This window comes from Mycobacteroides franklinii (assembly GCF_002013895.1).
In the GTDB taxonomy this organism is placed as follows: domain Bacteria; phylum Actinomycetota; class Actinomycetes; order Mycobacteriales; family Mycobacteriaceae; genus Mycobacterium; species Mycobacterium franklinii.
On record NZ_MAFQ01000001.1, the window covers coordinates 370877 to 387722 of the forward strand.

Genomic DNA, 16846 nt, shown 5'->3' on the forward strand with positions numbered 1-16846 from the left:
CCTGCTCTATTCGCCTTTGCTGTAAGGCTTTTGGAGCCGGTTGTACGTTCGTATCGAATTGCTCAGGGGGCAAATAGTTTTCGCACCACGGGAACGGCCCGACGTGCGTTTGCCGGCTCGCATGGTCGTGGTAAATGGGTACCCTCGGGGAGGTGTCAGACCTTGCGATTCAACTGTCAGAGTCCGGCCGGGATTGGCTGATTCATAGGCCGGTCGACATCGCCATCTACGTGGTTTTGGCGCTCGCGGTTCGATATGTGTTGCACCGGGCCATCGATAGCCTGGTGCAGGGTGCAAAGCGTACGGACCCCGGGGAACGTCCCAAACGCCAGTGGTGGAACTTCCTGCGCCGGGCGAAGGATCTGGGCGAGCAGGCGCCTCCCGACGAGGCCGATCGACGGCCTTCAACGATGCGCACGCTGCGCGGACGCGCGCAGGATCCGGTCCGCGACGCGCGCCGACGCAAACGACGGGCGCAGCGTGCGCAGACCCTCGGGTCCGTTCTCAAATCGGCTGTCTCCTTCCTCGTGCTTGTCTGGGTGACCCTGCAATCGCTCGCGATCCTGGGAGTGAATGTGGCCCCCTTCATCGCATCCGCGGGGATCGTCGGTGTCGCGCTCGGGTTTGGCGCACAGAACCTGGTGCGAGACTTCATCACTGGAATCTTCATGCTGTTCGAGGACCAATACGGTGTGGGCGACGTGGTCGACGTCGGAGACGCGGTGGGTACGGTCGAGAGTGTCGGCCTGCGCATCACCACGGTGCGCGATCTGCACGGGACCCTCTGGTACGTGCGCAACGGCGGGATTGCCCGGGTGGGCAATTTCAGCCAGGACTATGCGGTGGCATTCCTGCAGGTGCCCGTCGCCTACAGCGCCGACGTCGAGCTCGCCTGCAGGGTGGCACTCGAGACCGCGCAGGAGGCCGTCGAGGGTGACGTGCTGCGTCATCAGGTGATCGGGGCTCCTGAGATGTTGGGGGTGGACGGCATTACCGCAGACGCCATCAGTCTGCGGTTGACGGTGGCCGTCCGCGCCAACGCGCAATGGGCCGTGGAACGTGAGTTGCGCCGCCGCATTCTCGTCGCGTTCGACGAGAACGGCATCCGCCCGCTCCACCTGGATGGATTGGCGCGCGGAGCTGTAGAGACTCTCGAAAAAGCGGGCCGGTGACTCCCGTCGGCGCGCAGTACGCTGGTGACATGGCTGGTAAGGAAATCGACAAGCAGCGGGCAAATGCCGCGCTGGCTGTTATCCGGCAGCACCCGGGGATGGCGCTGTTCTTGGCGGCCCCGGTGTTGGCGGTCCTCGGAGCGGTGTGGTGGATCGCAGGTCTGGGCTGGGCGCTCGTTCTTACGGCGGTCATTGTGATCGCGGGCGGTGCCGCGATCGTCATGCGCCGCAGTTGAGATAGCTTCCCGGCTTCACGCGCCCCTGTCGTTGTTCGCTACAGGCGAACACCCGGCCATTTGTAAGCATGTAATTTTGTAATCATGAAACGAGATCAACAAGCCGACGCCTCCGACGCTGCGGATTGGTTCGCCGGGCGCCTGCCCGACGGGTGGTTCGGTGGCGACCCCGAAGTCGTCGTCGACCGCGAAGAGATCACGGTGATTGGCCGGCTGTCGGCCGACGAGGGCGACAAGGAGAGCGAAGCCCGCGCGGCGGGCCGGGCCTCTCGTTTTCGGGAAGAGACTCGCTCTCACCGAATGCGCATCGCCGACGAGGCGCAGGCCCGCTACGGGCGCAAGGTTTCCTGGGGTGTCGATATTGGCACTGCCGAAGAACCTGAGCGAGTCCTGTTCACGCACATCGCAGTTCCGGTGATGACCAGATTGCGTCAACCGGAACGGCAGGTACTCGACACCTTGGTCGAGGCCGGTGTCGCCCGATCGCGCTCCGACGCGCTGGCATGGGCGGTCCGTCTGGTGGGCGAACACGCTGAGGAATGGCTGGACAAACTACGTGCCGCGATGACCGAAGTTCGGGACCTGCGAACAGAGGGTCCGCAGTTCTAGGCCTGCGTCATCGCGAAGTAGGCGCCGCGACGGGCCACTAGTTCCGAGTGCGTCCCGCTCTCGACGACGCTGCCACCGTCCATCACCACGATACGATCCGCGTCCCGAATGGTGGAAAGACGATGGGCGATAATGAAACTCGTCCGGTCCCTGCGCAGCTCGGCCATGGCCCGCTGGATACGCAGCTCGGTGCGGGTATCGACAGAACTTGTCGCCTCGTCAAGGATCAGCAGCTGCGGGCGTGCCAGGAAGGCGCGCGCAATGGTGATCAGCTGCTTCTCGCCGGCGCTGATGTTCCCGCCGTCGTCGGTGATCGTGGTGTCGTATCCGTCGGGAAGTGTTCGCACGAATCGGTCCACGTATGCGGCACGCGCCGCCTCAAGAATCTCGTCTTCGGATGCGTCGGGACGCCCATAGGCGATGTTCTCGGCGATGGTGCCGCCGAAGAGCCAGGTGTCCTGCAACACCATGCCGATCCGCGATCGCAGATCGTCTCGGCTCATCGTCGAGATATCAACCCCATCAAGCAGTATCCGCCCGGAATCGACGTCGTAGAAACGCATCAGCAGGTTCACCAGGGTTGTCTTGCCCGCCCCGGTGGGCCCGACGATCGCGACCGTATGCCCCGGTTCGACGCGCAGTGAGAGCCCCTCGATCACCGGGGCGTCGGGGGAGTAGCCGAAGGTGATGTCCTCGAATTCGACACCCGGGGTCCCGGCGGGAACCGTGGCCGGGACCGATGGATCCGGCTCTTCCTCATCGGCGTCCAGCAGCTCGAAAACCCTTTCGGCGCTGGCGAGTCCGGACTGTAAGGTGTTGTACATCGCCGCCACCTGCGTCAATGGCTGGTTGAATTGCCGCACATATTGACTGAATGCCTGGATACTGCCCAGCGTCAGATCTCCCGAGGCGACCTTGAGGCCGCCGACCACCGCCACCGCCACGTAGCTCAGGTTGCCGATGAACGCTGTTGCCGGTGAGACCAGGCCCGAGAAGAACTGCGCGCCAAATGCGCTGCTATAGACCTTGGCATTCCTGTCGGCGAAGATGGCCTCTGCCTCCGCGCGATGCCCGTAGGTCTTGACGATGGTGAAACCGCTATACGTCTCTTCGATATGCGCGTTGAGCTTCCCGGTGTTGGCCCATTGCGCCACAAACAGCCCTTGCGATCGGCGGGCGATCGCGCGCGTCACCCACAGCGACAGGGGCACCGTCGTCAGTGCGATCAGTGCCAGCAGCGGCGAAATGCTGAGCATCATCAAAAGCACGGCGAGCAACGTCAATGCCGAACTCAGCAGTTGGTTGATGCTCATCTGCAGCGATGTCTGGATGTTGTCGACATCATTGGTTACCCGGCTGAGAATCTCCCCACGCTGACGGGAATCGAAGTACGACAATGGAAGTCGATGCAGTTTGTCTTCAACATCCGTGCGCAGTGCAACCACGGTGCGCTGCACGGTGATGTTGAGCAGTCGCGCCTGTACCCAGGCCAGGAATCCGGCGGTCAGGTACAAGCTCAGGGCCAACGCCAACGTCGTACCGATCGCGTGGAAGTCGACACCTTCCCCGGGTGTGACATTCATGCCGGAAAGCATCTGGGCGAACTGGCCGTCCCCCCGCGCGCGGGCGGCCTCGATCGCCTGTTCCTTGCTTTGGCCCGCGGGCAGCTCTCGCCCGACCACCCCGTTGAACAACAGGTCGGTGGCATGCCCCAAGATCCGTGGGCCGATCACCCCGATCGCGATACCGGTCATCGACAGGGTAATTACCGTGGCGGTCAGAAGACGTTGCGGGGCAAGACGCTTCACCATGCGTATCGCGGTGCCGCGGAAGTCGCGGGAACGTTCTGCCGGTCCCGTTTGTACGCCCCGAAAACCAATCGCGCGGGTCATGCCAACACCGCCTGGGAATCACAGATTTCCCGGTAGGTCCCGCAACACTCCACCAACTCGGCGTGGGTGCCCGCCGCGGCGACCCGGCCGTCTTCCAGCACTATGATCTGGTCGGCGTCCGCCACCGTCGAGATCCGTTGTGCCACCACGATCACCGTGGCCTGCGCGGCGACTACGCGTAGCGCCTCGCGCAGGCGCGCATCGGTGCCCACATCCAGCGCAGAGAACGCGTCATCGAACAGGTAGACACTCGGGCGACGAATCACGGCGCGGGCAATCGCGATGCGCTGACGCTGCCCGCCCGAGAAGTTGATGCCGCCCTGCGAGACCGGCATCTGTAGTCCGGCGGCATGCGCACGAACGAAGTCCGCCGCCTGCGCCACCCGGAGCGCCTCCCACATCTCGTCCTCGGTGGCGTCTGACTTGCCGTAACGCAGATTGCTTCCCACCGTTCCGGAGAACAGGTATCCGCGTTGTGGAACCAAACCCATTACCTTCCAGAGGTCTTCGGGGTCATAGCGTCGAACATCGTTACCTCCGACATGCACCGCCCCGGCGGTGACGTCGTGCAAACGGGGAATCAAGCTCAGCAGCGTGCTCTTGCCGCATCCGGTGGCGCCGACGACGGCGGTGACCGTCCCCGGCCGTGCGGTGAACGAGACCCCTTCCAACACGGCGCGTTCGGCGCCTGAATAACGGAACCCGGCGTCGGTGAACTCGACGGTCGGATTCAAGGCCCCGACAGGAACCGGGTCCGGCGGTGCGGTTATGGATCCCGTCGTATCGAACACTTCGGTGATCCGTTCGGCGCAGGCAGTGGCTCGCGGCACCATGACGGCCAGCATCGTGAGCATCATCATCGACATGAGGATCTGCAAGAAGTAAGACAGGAAGGCCACCAGCGATCCCACCTGCATCTGTCCCTGGTCGATACGCAACCCGCCGAACCAGATCAACGCGACACTGGAAGTGTTGATGACCAGCGAGGTGGCAGGAAGCATCAGGGCCTGCCAGCGACCCGCGGCCAGTGCAGCTTCCGATACCTCGGCCACGGCCCCGCTAAACCGGTTACGCTCCACGGCTTCCCGGGCGAATGCGCGGATGACTCGAATACCGGACAGTTGTTCTCGCATTACCCGGTTGATGCCGTCGATCAGGCCTTGCATGCGGCGAAAGATCGGCAGCATCGATCGCACGATGTACCAGTTGGCCACCGCGAGTGCCGGCATGCTCACCATGAGCAGCCAGGACAGTCCCGCGTTCTGGTGAATCGCCATGGCGATTCCGCCGATGCACATGATCGGGGCCGTCACCAGCATGGTGCAGGTCACCTGGACCAGCAGCTGCAGCTGCTGAACGTCGTTGGTGGTGCGCGTCAACAGTGTCGGTGCGCCGAACCGCGCGGACTCCTCGGCCGAGAACCCGGTGATGTGATGGAAAAGCGCCGACCGCATATCGCGGCCGAAGCCCATGCCGGTCCTGGATCCGAAGTACACCGCACCGATCGAGCAGGCGATCTGCACCAGCGTGACGCCGAGCATCACCGTGCCGAGCCGCATGATGATGTGCGTATCGCCGTGCGCCACCCCGTCGTCGATGATGGCCGCGTTGACCGTGGGGAGATACAACGAGGCCAGCGTGCTGATGATCTGCAGCGAGACGACCACCGCGACCAGGCTGCGGTACGGGCGCACGTAACACGGCAGGAGGGCCCGCAACTGACCCTGAGGCATGGGCACCACTGTCGCACACGCTCCCTGCGACAAACCTGCAGCTCAGTGGTTGACTCCGGTTTGTGCCGCTACAGTGCACATGTGAGGTTGGGCTTAGGTTCGCGCGGCGTGTGGGGCAAGTGTGCTGTCGCATTGGTGATGGTTGCGCTCGTGTTGACCGGCTGTTCGGGTGGTGACAAGTCCGATCAGCCCAATGGCACCGCTCCGAATGCGACGGCACCGGCGCAGACCAAGTCCAAGGGCGTCGACGGTCCGATGTTTACCGAGTGCGGCGGCATCAGCGATCAGGCGATGATGCAGATGACCAAGGTCGTGGGCCTGGTGGGCACCGCCAAGAACTCCGTCGGCTGCGTCTGGCTGCGTGGCGGGAGCATCGTGGGACCGCACTTCTCCTTCAACTGGTATCGAGGCAGCCCCATCGGTCGCGAGCGTGCGACCGAAGAGCGGACGCGCCCGAGCGTGGAGGACATCGAGATCGCCGGGTACAAGGGATTCATCGCCACCAACGGCTACCCGGGCACCGTGACCACTCTCTGTGAGATCGGCATGGATTTTGGAAACGACTTCATCGAATGGTCCATCAACTTTGAGCCGGGGACAGGCGCTCCGGACTCCTGTGACGTGGCCAAGCAGCTGACCGAGACGTCCATCAAGGCGGCCAAGAAATGATGTATCGGAAGACGAAGTCACTGTTCGCGGCGGCCTGCATCGCGCTCGTCGCATTCGGGTCCGCCGGCTGCGGCGGTACGGTCGACGGCGAGGCCGTCATGCCCGGCAAGGGTGACTCGGCGGAGGGCCCCAACGCCGAGCAGAAGTACCCCAACCTGCTCAAGGAATGCGAAGTCCTCACCACGGATGTGCTGGCCAAATCCGTCGACGCGGATCCGCGGGATATTCAGAGCACCTTCGTGGGAGCCCTGTGCCGGTGGCAGGCCATGAGCAAGAGTGGTGGTCTGGTCGACATCACCCGGTTCTGGTTCGAGACCGGCAGCCTCGACGCCGAGAAGGCCACAGCGAACAGCCTGAAGTACAACGTCCAGGAACGGGCGATCCAGGGAATCCCGTCGATTGTGATGAGGCCGCCGGACCAACCGGGTGCGTGTGGAGTTGCCAGCGACGCTGCAGGTGTTGTTGGATGGTGGGTCAACCCGCAGGGCCGAGGCGGAGACTCATGCACGCAGGCAATCAAATTGATGGAAATGACGCTGTCAGTCAACATCTGACACGTCGTGTTCGCTCGTGCCGTCTCACTGGGATGTTCCTGTGTGCCGTGCTGGCTCTGGGAATCCTGTTCTGTGCGGGCTGCTCTGGCGGCCACGGTGAACTTGACGGGCACGACGCGTCCTCCTCGCATGACGTCAGGGTCGGCCCCGGCTATTCCGAGTGCGGCAGCCTGACCACTCCCGACGTCGCGGCAGTGCTGCACCGTGCCGACCTCAAGCTGATCGCGAAGACTCCGGCGGGATGCACCTGGTCCCCGAACGGATATTGGGGCGCGCTCCCGAACGTCACCCTGTCCTGGTACCGCGGCAGCCCGATCGGCCGCGAGCGGGAGGGCGAGGAACGAACACGCGACGAGGTCAGGGACTTTTCTGCCGGGGGGAAGAACGGATTCATCAGTTCGACGTACGGGATGTGCGTCACGGCCCTGGAGTACGGAGACGACCAGTTCTTCGAATTGGCGGTCACGCTGCTCGGCGCCGGCCACGGCACCTCGTCGGCCGCGTGTCACTGCGCGATGAAGCTCTCCTCGCAGGTGGCGGAGAAGGTCTGAGAGACGGTTCGTCAGCGCGGCACGTGGAACGTGGTGAGCGAGGCCCCGCCCAGCTCGAGCCGTGACCACGGTGAGCGCGTCGTCAGCACCGCGATCGCCGACGTCGGAAACTTGGTGGAGATGCGGTTCGCGGCCTCCGCGCTACTGGTGCCGGCATTGGCGAGCGCGAGCGCCAGCTGCGATGTGGTGGGCTCATGCCCGACGACCAGCACGGTGATCGCCGAATCCGGGACCGCGTTGATCTCACCGAGAGTGATGCCCGGCGTCGAGTCGTAGAGCTTGTCGCTGAACCTGACGAGTTGGCTGTGTACCCCGGTCTGAGTAAGCGTCGCGCGGGTCCGTGTTGCGGTGGAACACAGCACCGCGTCAATCCGATTGAAGTTGTCTTGCAGCCAAGTTCCGGCCTGGGTGGCCTGTCGGGTGCCACGCAGGTTCAGCGGACGCTCGTGGTCGTCGACTCCGGGTGGATAGGCCGACTTCGCGTGGCGCATCAGGATCAGGGCGCGTTTGGCGTCATCCGGCATGTTTCGTACCGTAGCCGGGCTACGCGACGAGTGCCGGGCAAATGCCAGAGCTGTGGATAGACCTCCGGGCCGGGCCTACGGGTCAGGCGCGGCATCCCCGGGCTTGTCGGTCGACGGCAATAGACTTCGTTCGTGAAGTTCCTGCACACCGCTGACTGGCAGCTCGGCATGACTCGGCATTTCCTTGCCGGCGAGGCGCAGCCGCAGTATTCAGCCGCGCGTCGTGAGGCTATTGCCTCCCTCGGCGAGGTTGCTGTGGCGCAAGGGTGCGGCTTCATGGTGGTGTGCGGGGACGTCTTTGAGTCCAATCAGCTGGCGCCACGGGTCATCAGCCAGGCGCTGGAGGTCATGCGTGGCGTCGGGGTGGACATCTATCTGCTTCCCGGCAATCATGATCCGCTGGATGCCGCCTCGGTCTACACCAGTGAATTGTTCCTGGCGGAGAAGCCCGCGAACGTCCATGTGCTGGATCGTGCCGGTGTTCACCAGGTGGCTCCCGGCGTTGAGCTGGTGGCGGTGCCGTGGCGATCGAAGGCCCCGACACACGATCTGGTTGCCGAACAGTTGGACGGCTTACCCGCTGATGGCACCCGGCGCGTCGTGGTGGCCCATGGCGGCATCGACATTCTCGACCCCGATCCGACGAAACCCGCGCTCATCGCGTTGAAGGCGGTCGAGGACGCCATCGATCGTGGCGCGGTCCACTACGTGGCGCTGGGGGACAAGCACTCCCGAACCCAGGTGGGTTCCAGCGGGCGGGTCTGGTATTCGGGTGCCCCCGAGGTCACCAACTACGACGACGTCGAATCCGATTCGGGGCATGCGCTGGTGGTCGATCTGGACGAATCGGGTGCGGTGCGGGTGGATGCCCATCACGTGGGTAGATGGCGGTTCGTGACGCTGCGACGGTCGGTGGACAACGCGCGGGATATCGCCGATCTGGGGCTGAACCTCGAACTGTTCCCCGACAAGGAGCGCACGGTGGTGCGCCTGGCGCTGACCGGCACGCTCAGCGTGACCGATAACGCCGAACTCGAAGAGTGCCTGGACAAGTACACCCGGCTTTTCGCGAGCGTGCGGACCTGGGAGCGGCACACCGATATCGCGGTGGTGCCGGCCGACGGCGAGTTCAGCGATCTCGGTGTCGGCGGTTTCGCCGAATCGGCGATCGCCGAATTGAAGGAGATGGCGGCCGACGGTGGAGCATCCTCCGCTGATGCTCAGGGTGCGTTGTCGTTGTTGCTGCGCCTCACGTCTGGTGGGGGGCTTGGTAGCGCTGCGAAGGGCGGTGCGAAGAAAAGAGGGGCGGCGGCGTGAAGCTGCATCGGCTCTCGGTCACCAATTATCGCGGAATCACGCACCGCGACATCACCTTTCCTGATCGTGGCGTGGTGGTGGTGAGTGGCGCCAACGAGATCGGCAAGACGTCGATGATCGAAGCGCTTGATCTGCTGATCGAATCCAAGGATCGCTCCACCAAGAAGGACGTCAAGCAGGTCAAACCCACCTTCGCCGACGTCGGTTCCGAGATTGAGGCCGAGATCAGCTGTGGCCCATATCGCTTTGTGTATCGCAAGCGTTTCCACAAGCGCGCCGAGACGCATCTGACGGTCGTCGAACCGCGACGTGAACAGCTCTCCGGCGATGAGGCACATCAGCGGGTTCTGGACATGCTGGATGAGTCCATCGACATGAATCTGTGGAAGGCACAACGGGTTCTACAGTCGGCGGGGGCAGGTGTGCTCGATCTGTCGGCAAGTGATGCGCTCACCCGTGCTCTGGATTTGGCTGCGGGACAATCGGTTGCGCTGTCGGGCAGCGAGCCCGATCTGGTCGAGCGAATCGATGCCGAGTACGCGTTGTACTTCACCGGGACGGGGCGGCCTACCGGTGAATGGGCCAAGGCCGGTGCGCGTTTGACCGCGGCCGAGGACGCTCTTGCCGTTGCCCGCGCGGCCATGGTAGAGGTCGATCAGCAGGTCCGTGAGCACGACGAGCTGACCCGGGAGCTGGCGTCCGTCATCGCCGATCGTGCCGAGATAAGTCGTCGACTGGCTCCGTTGGAACAAGCCTCCCAGGCTGTTTCGACTCTCGTGCAGCAGCGCGATAATGCCGTCGTGGTGGCGGAGGCCGCGCAGGCAGCGACGGTGGCAGCCCAGGCGAAACGTGAAGAGCGGGTCCAGCTGGTCGCCGATATCCAGGCCCGCCGGACGTCCATCGAAGGTCTCGCCGAGCAGGTCGCCGCCACGGCAGAGGCGCACGGTATGGCGCAGCACGCGTGTGAAACCGCCCAGGCCGCGGCGGCTCAGGCGACGGAGGTGGTCGACGGCACCCGCGTGCAGCTGGAGACGGCGCGCGGCACGTTGGAGCGCGCACTGGCCCGGGACGAGGTGGACGGGTTGGCGGCCAGAGTGTCGCGTATCGACCTCACCACCCGGCAGTTGGCCTCGGTCGGCGCGGAGCTTGCGGCGCTGGTCATCACCGCGCAGACACTGAGCGCGATCGAGACCGCTGCGCGCGCCGTCGGCATGGCAGAGGCGGCATTGGAGACCGCCTCGGCGCAGGTCGAGGTACGCGCGCTCGCCGATGTGGAGATCATCGCGAACGGCGAGCGGCTGCGGGTCGAGGCGGGACAAGAGTGGGCGAGTGCCGCCACGGACACCATCGAGCTCACCGTTCCCGGCGTGGCAGTCGCCCGAATCATCCCGGGGTCCAACGCAGCTCAGCTGCGCGAGAACCTCGACACCGCCCGTGAAACGCTGGCGGGCGCACTGGCCGATGCCGGTGTCGCCGATGTCGGGCAGGCACAGAAGCAGTTCGAACGGCGTACCGAGCTGAATGCCGAACGCGACCGATTGACCGCGCTGCTCGATGGTCTGATGGGTTCGGAGCACCTTGACGCCCTGCGCGACAAGCTGAGCCGGTTGCGTGAGTTGGTACCGGAGGCCACCGGTTTGTGGGATGCGATCGACCCGACGCAGGCTCGCGCCGAGGTCGCCCGGCTGGTTGGTGAGGTGGAGCGTATGCAGGCCGAGGAGGTCGCCCACCGCCGGGCGGTCCAGGCCGCCGGTCAGCGGCTCACCGAGAAGGCCGCCGAGGCCATGGCGGTGCGGGAAAAGCGGGCCGCGCGCGCGGAGGAATTAGTGGCTGCCGAGCAGCGTCTTGCGCATGTGCGGTCCTCGGCTTCCGATGATCTGCTGACCGAGCGCCATGACCGGGCGGTCCAGGCGGCGGACTTGACCGCCCGGCGTGTCACCGATCTCGTGAGTCAGTTGGCGGCGCTGGAGGCCGACAGGGTGCGCACCGAACTTGCCGAGGTTTCCGCGCTGGCCCAGGCATTGGATCAGCGACACGAGTCGACGCGCGATCAGCTGCGCGATATCTCGGTGCGTCTGGAGGTGTTCGGCAGGCAGGGGCGTCAGGATCAGCTGGACGCCGCCGCTTCCGAGCGCGAATATGCGGCAACGGAATTCACCCGAATCGGCGCGAAGGCGCGGGCCGTCGACACGCTGCGATCGGTGATGATGCGGCACCGCGACGGTATGCGGTTGCGTTATGTCGATCCGTTCCGTGCGGAGCTGGAACGGTTGGGCCGCATGGTCTTCGGGCCCACCTTCGAAGTGGACATCGATAGTGATCTGAGTATCCGCAGCCGGACCTTGGAGGGCAGGACGGTGCCCTACGAGTCACTATCGGGTGGCGCCAAGGAGCAGCTTGGCATCGTGGCACGGCTGGCCAGTGCCGCATTGGTGGCACCTGAGGACGCAGTGCCCGTCATCATCGACGACGCGTTGGGGTTCACCGATAGCGACAGGTTGGAGCGCATGGGAGAGGTGTTCGGTGCGGTGGGCACCGAGGCGCAGGTGATCGTGCTGACCTGCAGCCCCGACCGGTACCACGCGGTCACCGGCGCGCAGCGAATCAGCTTGTCGGCCTGAGTGACTCAGAAGTAGGCGTTCGCGGGAAGCGGCGTGCCGTGCAGCAGGTTCTGTCCGATCACCCGGGCCTTGTAGTGCACCGGATTGTGCAGGCTGATGGTGCGGACATTGCGCCAGTGCCGGTCCAGGTTGCGGCTGCGGCTCGACGCGCTGGCTCCGCCTAGATCCAGCAGCTTGGTGGCGGCGTCGAGTGCGACGGCATCGATATGCACCTTGGCCTTGGCGACGGCGAGCTGCGCCTCCTCGGCCAGCTGCGCATCGGGTACGCCGTCGCGCAGGGATGCGGTAGCGGCATCGATGGCATCGGCCGCAGCGAGAACGGCGGCCTCCGCGGCAAAGGCGGTCGCGCTCAGCTCGCCGAGGGTGCGCTGCAGCAGCGGATCGTCCACCGGGCGCTCGGTGAGAGCGTGGCTGAAGTTGCGCTGACGGGAACGCAACAGCGCTGCACCGTCGTCCACCACCGAGCGCAGCACGCCGGCGACGATCGCCAGGATGTACAGCTGCAGCGACGCGTACTGCGTGGTGGGCACAGGGGCGGTGTCATATGGCGTTTCGGAAAGAATCTCGTCGGCGGCCACGTCGACTTGGGTGAAGATCGTGGTGCCGGTTCCGGTGCGCCGCTGGCCGAAGCCATCCCAGTCATCCACCAGCCGTACCCCGTCGCGGTCACCCGGGACGATGACCGATGCCACCGAGTCGCGGTCGGTGGTGGCGGTGACCGTCAGATAGTCCGCGAACAATGTTCCGGTGCTGTAGAACTTCTCGCCGTTCAACCGGTATCCGTCGCCGACCGGCAGCAGCCGGGTGTTGAACACCAGGCTGCCCACCGCGAGGGAGCCCTTCTCGCTGAACGCGTTGGCGAACAGATTGCCCTCGTTCACCTTGGTCAGCCAGGCGGCCGAGGTGGGATCAGCGAGGGTGCGCAGTCTTTCCTCGACGAACCAGAAGTGAGTGCGGAAGATGTGCGCGACGATGGGGTCAGCCTGCGCGACATCGATGATGGTGGAAAAGAGTTGTCGCACAGATAGTCCCGCGCCGCCGAGCTCGACGGGGATGCGGAGCCGTCCGATTCCCGCCTCCTTGAGCAGCCGAACCTGGTCAAAGGGATTCTCGTCGTCCAGATCGCGATCCCGGGCACCTTCGGCGACTTGGGCCAGCAGATTCCGGTAGGTCTCGGTGCCGGGCAGTGCACGGATTTCCAGGACTGACGGAGCGGAAGTCATGTCTTCGTTGTACGCAGCATGCCCAGCGGCGGCATCGCTTTGAATCACCCAGAACCGAAGCGGCAATATGGGTCACGATGATTCGCATGGTTCGGTCCTGGTCGCTCTACCTTCGCCGGCTCACCCTGTTGGGTGCCTTCGCGGTGGCCTGCCTGCTCCTGTTCACCCCAGGTGGCACCGTCCCGTCGGGACCTCCCGGGGCGGACAAGGTGGCGCACGTGCTGATATTCGCGATGTTGGCGGTGTGCTCGCGTTTCGCGAAGATCGACGAGAAACGTACGCTGACTTGGGTTCTGGTGTTCGCGGCATCTTCGGAGGTGATTCAGGCACTGTGGATTCCGCGCCGCGACGGGAGCCTGCTGGACCTCCTGGCCGATGCGATCGGCCTACTTACGGGGCTGCTGTTGTGGCGGAAGATTCGCCGCGGGCCTCGGCGGGCTCCGCAATGACAGTCATCACGGTGCGGGAGTGAGCCAGCCCGCTGGTGACCAGCTCTAGCTGACGCAGCGCGCGATTCAGGGCGCCGTTCGCGTCCGCGTCGGTGGGGTGATCGGTGTCCACCAGCATGCCGATGGTGTTGAGGATCGAGCCGGCGATGAGGTCCGCCGCGATCTCAAGATCCTCGGTGGAGTGGTGATTTGTCGCGGGATTGCGTGCGAGCTCCACCACCACGTCGTTGGTGAGCATTCGCATCTCGTTGTTGATGGCACGCCGGATCTGAGGCGAGCCGCCATGACGTTCACGTACCAGAAACCGGAAGTTGTTCGCGTGCTCGCTCACCCGGTCGACCATGAGACCGAGAATCTTGGCGGGGTTGTCACTGCCAGCCTCGCGCCGGGCTTGACGAAAGGTATCGCGAAGCGCACGAACACTCTCCTCAGCAAGAACGGTGCCCAGGTCTTCCATCGATTCGAAGTGTCGATAGAACGCGGTGGGAACCAAACCCGCGGACCTGGCCACTTCACGCAGGCTCACCGTTGCGAAGCCGCGCACCTTGAGTAGATCCAAGGTCCCGTCGAGCAATGCGCGGCGGGTGTGCAATTTCTTCTCGGCACGACTATGTCGCATGTCAATCAGTGTACGGGCGTACTCCTACTGTTTGACCTTGTTTCGTTCGAAACCGCGTTGATGTCTGGTATTGACAGGTTCATCTACGTTGCGCAGACTGGGTCCAGTGCACAATTGTTCACTATTTGGTTACTGAATCCGGAAGGACAGTGCAGCATGGTGGGACCTGTTGAGCGCAACGTAAACGTCGTCCAGGAAGTCGTGGAGTCGGTCGGTACGCGTGTCGGCCGGATCATCCGCATCATCACCAGGACGGTCGGAGAAGTTGCACGCGAGGTGAGCGGTGTCGTGGCTGACGGGTTCGAAATCGCCGAGGCCAGTAAGAGGGCGCGTGCCGACCACGAACGATGGGATGCGGCGGAAGATACCGACGAGGCCGAGGATGCTGCCGACGACGACGAAGCCGGCGAACTCGTCGACCTCGACAGGGTGGCCGGCGACAATGACACCGCTGATGACGAGGTCGATGTCGTGGCCGAAGAGGTGACTTCCGGATCAGAGTCCGAAGCGCACGAGAACGCCACCGAGCAAGAAAGAGTCTGAACGTGTCGGCTCCAGCGTTGCAGCCCGAACCCGTTCAGACGTCTGTCGCTACGGCGACCGGCGGATGCCCGGTCAACCATGATCTATACCCGGGCGGGCCCACCTTCCTGCGGTGGCACCACACCCGCGTCGGATACCTCAAGTCGTGGCGGCTGGCGCTCGGCGCGGTCTGGTCGACATACCGTCACACCATCTCGGAGTACCTCGCCGATCTACCGGGCCAGGACGACATTATCGTCGCGCGGGCGCCCATGCGAAAGACGGTGATCGTCCGCAATCCGGAATTGGCCCGCCATGTGCTGGTCGCCAACCAGGACAACTACATCAAGAGCGCCGAATATGACCTACTGGCAGTGGGTTTCGGTCGCGGGCTGGTAACCGATCTCAATGAGGGACTGTGGAATCGCAACCGCCGGTTGGTGCAGCCGATCTTCGCCAAGCGGCAAGTCGATCTCTTCGCGCCCCAGATGGCCGAGGCGGCCGCGCGCACGCTGGCCCGCTGGGACGAGCTGTACGCGCAAGGCGATCACGTCGATGTCACCGCCGAGATGAATTATCTGACCATGGATATCGTTGCGCAGACGATGTTCGGTATCGATCTGTCCGGCGATATGGCAGAGCGGATGCGCGTGAATTTCGCGCGCTTGCTGAAGCTCTTCGGAGTCGGCTACATCGCGGGAGCCGCGCCGCCGCTGCGCTGGGTGGTGGACAAGCTCGCCACCCATGGGCCAGATGAATTATCGTCACACACACCGAGATTAGCCATAAAGGCACTGCGTATCGGAGCGTCGGTGGTTGCGCCGCGGACCATGAAGGGCCTGCGCTGGGTAGAGCGCACCATCGACCAACTCATCGCCGACCACCGCAGCGGCCGGATCTCCAGGCAGGACAATCTGCTGGCTTTGTTGATGGCAGCTGAAGATCCGGAAACCGGTGCCAAGTACACGGATCTGGAAATCCGGGATGAGTTGATGACCTTTCTGGGTGCCGGCTTCGAGACGACCGCCGCGGCACTCGCATGGACCTGGTACTTGTTGTCCCGCAACGCCGATGCTCGGGAAAAACTGGGTGAGGAGGTCGACCGTGTGTTGGGCGGGCGGCTCCCGACAGCCGCCGATGTCGACGATCTACCATGGACCGCCGCCGTGCTGAACGAGGCCATGCGCGTATACCCGCCGATCCTCGGTCTCGCGCGCGCCGCGAAGGCCGACGATGTGCTCGGGGACTATCCGATACCAGCGGGGACGACGGTAACGGTTCTCATCGACAGCATCCACCACAACGATCGGGTGTGGGAGAACGCCAGGACCTTCGACCCGGCACGGTTCCTCAAGGAGAACCTCGAATCCGAACAGCGCAAGGCGCACATGCCATTTGGCGCGGGCAAGCGGATGTGCATCGCTTCGGGGTTTGCGAATCTGGAGGCCATCATCGGGATCGCCTCGCTGGCGCAGCAGTACGAATTGGATCTGGTGCCGGGGCAGAAGCCGCGCCGCGAGGTGACGTTTACCGGTGGTCCGGAAGGGGAGATTCTCATGCGCTTGCGTAAGCGGCATCCGTGACCACGACGACGGTACTCACCGACGACTTGCGTTCGGATCTATTGCGTCGATGGTCCGAGCCGCATCGCCGTCATCACGATGTCGTCCACCTGCGTGAGGTACTCGACGCCGTGGAACTGCTGGCGCAGGACGGCGCGGTCTTCAATCGCGACGCAGTCGAACTGGCCGCCTGGTTCCACGATGCGGTGTATGACATTGGCCGAGCGGACAATGAGCGTCAATCTGCAGATTTGGCCCGGAAGCTGTTGCCTCCCAATATCGGTGATGAAGTGGCGCGCCTGGTGATACTCACCGAGACACATCGCGTCGAACCGCACGATACGAACGGCGCCGTGCTCAGCGATGCCGATCTGTCCGTACTCGGTTCCGCTGCGGAACGTTATTCACGGTACGTGGATGCGGTCCGCGAGGAGTACGCGTCGATACCGGACCAGGTGTTCCGCCGCGAGCGCGCACGGGTGCTGCGCGCGCTTCTCGAGAAGACCGAACTCTTTCACACCGAGGTCGGCCGGGCGCGATGGGAAGCAGCCGCTCGGCGCAATGTTGAAGCGGAGCTACGCAGACTGGCTTGA

Annotated in this window: 17 protein-coding genes; 12 read left to right on the forward strand and 5 right to left on the reverse strand. The window is 64.2% G+C overall.

The window, feature by feature from the left end:
- Positions 1 to 134: 134 nt before the first annotated feature.
- From B4393_RS02045 to B4393_RS02055, 3 genes are all read left to right on the forward strand, one after another.
- Complete coding sequence (locus B4393_RS02045; RefSeq protein WP_078332714.1) at positions 135 to 1172, forward strand: mechanosensitive ion channel family protein; 1038 nt, start codon at positions 135 to 137, stop codon at positions 1170 to 1172.
- 29 nt (positions 1173 to 1201) lie between these two features.
- The gene (locus tag B4393_RS02050; RefSeq protein WP_078278713.1) at positions 1202 to 1408 is read left to right on the forward strand and encodes a hypothetical protein; all 207 of its coding nucleotides are present in this window, start codon (positions 1202 to 1204) and stop codon (positions 1406 to 1408) included.
- Between the two features lie 84 nt (positions 1409 to 1492).
- Positions 1493 to 2017: a hypothetical protein gene (locus tag B4393_RS02055; protein WP_078332715.1), complete on the forward strand. Its 525-nt coding sequence runs from the start codon at positions 1493 to 1495 to the stop codon at positions 2015 to 2017.
- On the opposite strand, the gene B4393_RS02060 is transcribed toward B4393_RS02055, so the two are convergent.
- Both B4393_RS02060 and B4393_RS02065 read right to left on the reverse strand, forming a co-directional pair.
- The gene (locus tag B4393_RS02060; RefSeq protein WP_078332716.1) at positions 2014 to 3909 is read right to left on the reverse strand and encodes an ABC transporter ATP-binding protein; all 1896 of its coding nucleotides are present in this window, start codon (positions 3907 to 3909) and stop codon (positions 2014 to 2016) included. The genes B4393_RS02055 and B4393_RS02060 overlap by 4 nt on opposite strands.
- The gene (locus B4393_RS02065; protein ID WP_191987140.1) at positions 3906 to 5627 is read right to left on the reverse strand and encodes an ABC transporter ATP-binding protein; all 1722 of its coding nucleotides are present in this window, start codon (positions 5625 to 5627) and stop codon (positions 3906 to 3908) included. Before B4393_RS02065 ends, B4393_RS02060 begins: the two co-directional genes overlap by 4 nt.
- Before the next feature lie 153 nt (positions 5628 to 5780).
- On the opposite strand from B4393_RS02065, the gene B4393_RS02070 reads away from it, so the two are divergent.
- From B4393_RS02070 to B4393_RS02080, 3 genes are read left to right on the forward strand one after another with little or no spacing between them, the layout of a single operon-like run.
- On the forward strand, positions 5781 to 6311 hold the full coding sequence (locus tag B4393_RS02070) for a DUF3558 domain-containing protein (RefSeq protein WP_206676405.1): 531 nt from the start codon (positions 5781 to 5783) through the stop codon (positions 6309 to 6311).
- Positions 6308 to 6865 (forward strand): DUF3558 domain-containing protein, encoded by a 558-nt coding sequence (locus B4393_RS02075; RefSeq protein ID WP_078278703.1) that lies wholly within the window; start codon positions 6308 to 6310, stop codon positions 6863 to 6865. Before B4393_RS02070 ends, B4393_RS02075 begins: the two co-directional genes overlap by 4 nt.
- Positions 6866 to 6897: 32 nt before the next feature.
- Entirely contained in the window at positions 6898 to 7416 is a 519-nt protein-coding gene (locus B4393_RS02080) for a DUF3558 family protein (RefSeq protein WP_078332719.1), read from the forward strand.
- Between the two features lie 11 nt (positions 7417 to 7427).
- Here the strand turns inward: B4393_RS02080 and B4393_RS02085 are convergent, their stop codons facing one another.
- A complete protein-coding gene (locus tag B4393_RS02085; RefSeq protein WP_070935863.1) occupies positions 7428 to 7940 on the reverse strand; it encodes a SixA phosphatase family protein in 513 nt (170 codons plus the stop codon).
- Positions 7941 to 8072: 132 nt separating this feature from the next.
- Here B4393_RS02085 and B4393_RS02090 point away from each other — a divergent pair, with 132 nt between their 5' ends.
- Together B4393_RS02090 and B4393_RS02095 are read left to right on the forward strand one after the other, a co-directional pair.
- Positions 8073 to 9257 carry a metallophosphoesterase family protein gene (locus B4393_RS02090; protein ID WP_078332720.1) on the forward strand — a complete coding sequence of 395 codons (1185 nt, stop codon included), beginning with the start codon at positions 8073 to 8075 and terminating at the stop codon, positions 9255 to 9257.
- Positions 9254 to 11878 (forward strand): AAA family ATPase, encoded by a 2625-nt coding sequence (locus B4393_RS02095; protein WP_078332721.1) that lies wholly within the window; start codon positions 9254 to 9256, stop codon positions 11876 to 11878. The genes B4393_RS02090 and B4393_RS02095 overlap by 4 nt, the downstream gene beginning before the upstream one ends.
- Before the next feature lie 5 nt (positions 11879 to 11883).
- On the opposite strand, the gene B4393_RS02100 is transcribed toward B4393_RS02095, so the two are convergent.
- On the reverse strand, positions 11884 to 13167 hold the full coding sequence (locus tag B4393_RS02100) for an acyl-CoA dehydrogenase family protein (RefSeq protein WP_078332722.1): 1284 nt from the start codon (positions 13165 to 13167) through the stop codon (positions 11884 to 11886).
- Between the two features lie 20 nt (positions 13168 to 13187).
- Here B4393_RS02100 and B4393_RS02105 point away from each other — a divergent pair, with 20 nt between their 5' ends.
- On the forward strand, positions 13188 to 13550 hold the full coding sequence (locus B4393_RS02105) for a VanZ family protein (RefSeq protein ID WP_236743093.1): 363 nt from the start codon (positions 13188 to 13190) through the stop codon (positions 13548 to 13550).
- On the opposite strand, the gene B4393_RS02110 is transcribed toward B4393_RS02105, so the two are convergent.
- Positions 13492 to 14169 carry a TetR family transcriptional regulator gene (locus tag B4393_RS02110; protein WP_078278689.1) on the reverse strand — a complete coding sequence of 226 codons (678 nt, stop codon included), beginning with the start codon at positions 14167 to 14169 and terminating at the stop codon, positions 13492 to 13494. The two genes, B4393_RS02105 and B4393_RS02110, sit on opposite strands and share 59 nt — an antisense overlap.
- 156 nt (positions 14170 to 14325) lie before the next feature.
- Here B4393_RS02110 and B4393_RS02115 point away from each other — a divergent pair, with 156 nt between their 5' ends.
- Genes B4393_RS02115 through B4393_RS27420 form a run of 3 tightly spaced genes read left to right on the forward strand, consistent with a single transcriptional unit; the run spans position 14326 to position 16846 of the window.
- Positions 14326 to 14712, forward strand: coding sequence for a hypothetical protein (locus B4393_RS02115; RefSeq protein WP_078332993.1), 387 nt, complete (start codon positions 14326 to 14328; stop codon positions 14710 to 14712).
- 2 nt (positions 14713 to 14714) lie between these two features.
- The gene (locus tag B4393_RS02120; RefSeq protein WP_078332724.1) at positions 14715 to 16274 is read left to right on the forward strand and encodes a cytochrome P450; all 1560 of its coding nucleotides are present in this window, start codon (positions 14715 to 14717) and stop codon (positions 16272 to 16274) included.
- Positions 16271 to 16846, forward strand: a complete 576-nt coding sequence (locus tag B4393_RS27420; protein WP_078332725.1) for an HD domain-containing protein — start codon at positions 16271 to 16273, stop codon at positions 16844 to 16846. The genes B4393_RS02120 and B4393_RS27420 overlap by 4 nt, the downstream gene beginning before the upstream one ends.

What these genes read in the sequence shown, in the direction of transcription:
- B4393_RS02045 (WP_078332714.1), top strand. Translation starts at nt 135, where the DNA reads ATGGGTACCCTCGGGGAGGTGTCAGACCTTGCGATTCAACTGTCAGAG.
- B4393_RS02050 (WP_078278713.1), top strand. Translation starts at nt 1,202, where the DNA reads ATGGCTGGTAAGGAAATCGACAAGCAGCGGGCAAATGCCGCGCTGGCT.
- B4393_RS02055 (WP_078332715.1), top strand. Translation starts at nt 1,493, where the DNA reads ATGAAACGAGATCAACAAGCCGACGCCTCCGACGCTGCGGATTGGTTC.
- B4393_RS02060 (WP_078332716.1), bottom strand. Translation starts at nt 3,909, where the DNA reads ATGACCCGCGCGATTGGTTTTCGGGGCGTACAAACGGGACCGGCAGAA.
- B4393_RS02070 (WP_206676405.1), top strand. Translation starts at nt 5,781, where the DNA reads ATGGTTGCGCTCGTGTTGACCGGCTGTTCGGGTGGTGACAAGTCCGAT.
- B4393_RS02075 (WP_078278703.1), top strand. Translation starts at nt 6,308, where the DNA reads ATGATGTATCGGAAGACGAAGTCACTGTTCGCGGCGGCCTGCATCGCG.
- B4393_RS02080 (WP_078332719.1), top strand. Translation starts at nt 6,898, where the DNA reads ATGTTCCTGTGTGCCGTGCTGGCTCTGGGAATCCTGTTCTGTGCGGGC.
- B4393_RS02085 (WP_070935863.1), bottom strand. Translation starts at nt 7,940, where the DNA reads ATGCCGGATGACGCCAAACGCGCCCTGATCCTGATGCGCCACGCGAAG.
- B4393_RS02105 (WP_236743093.1), top strand. Translation starts at nt 13,188, where the DNA reads ATGGTTCGGTCCTGGTCGCTCTACCTTCGCCGGCTCACCCTGTTGGGT.
- B4393_RS02110 (WP_078278689.1), bottom strand. Translation starts at nt 14,169, where the DNA reads ATGCGACATAGTCGTGCCGAGAAGAAATTGCACACCCGCCGCGCATTG.
- B4393_RS02115 (WP_078332993.1), top strand. Translation starts at nt 14,326, where the DNA reads ATGGTGGGACCTGTTGAGCGCAACGTAAACGTCGTCCAGGAAGTCGTG.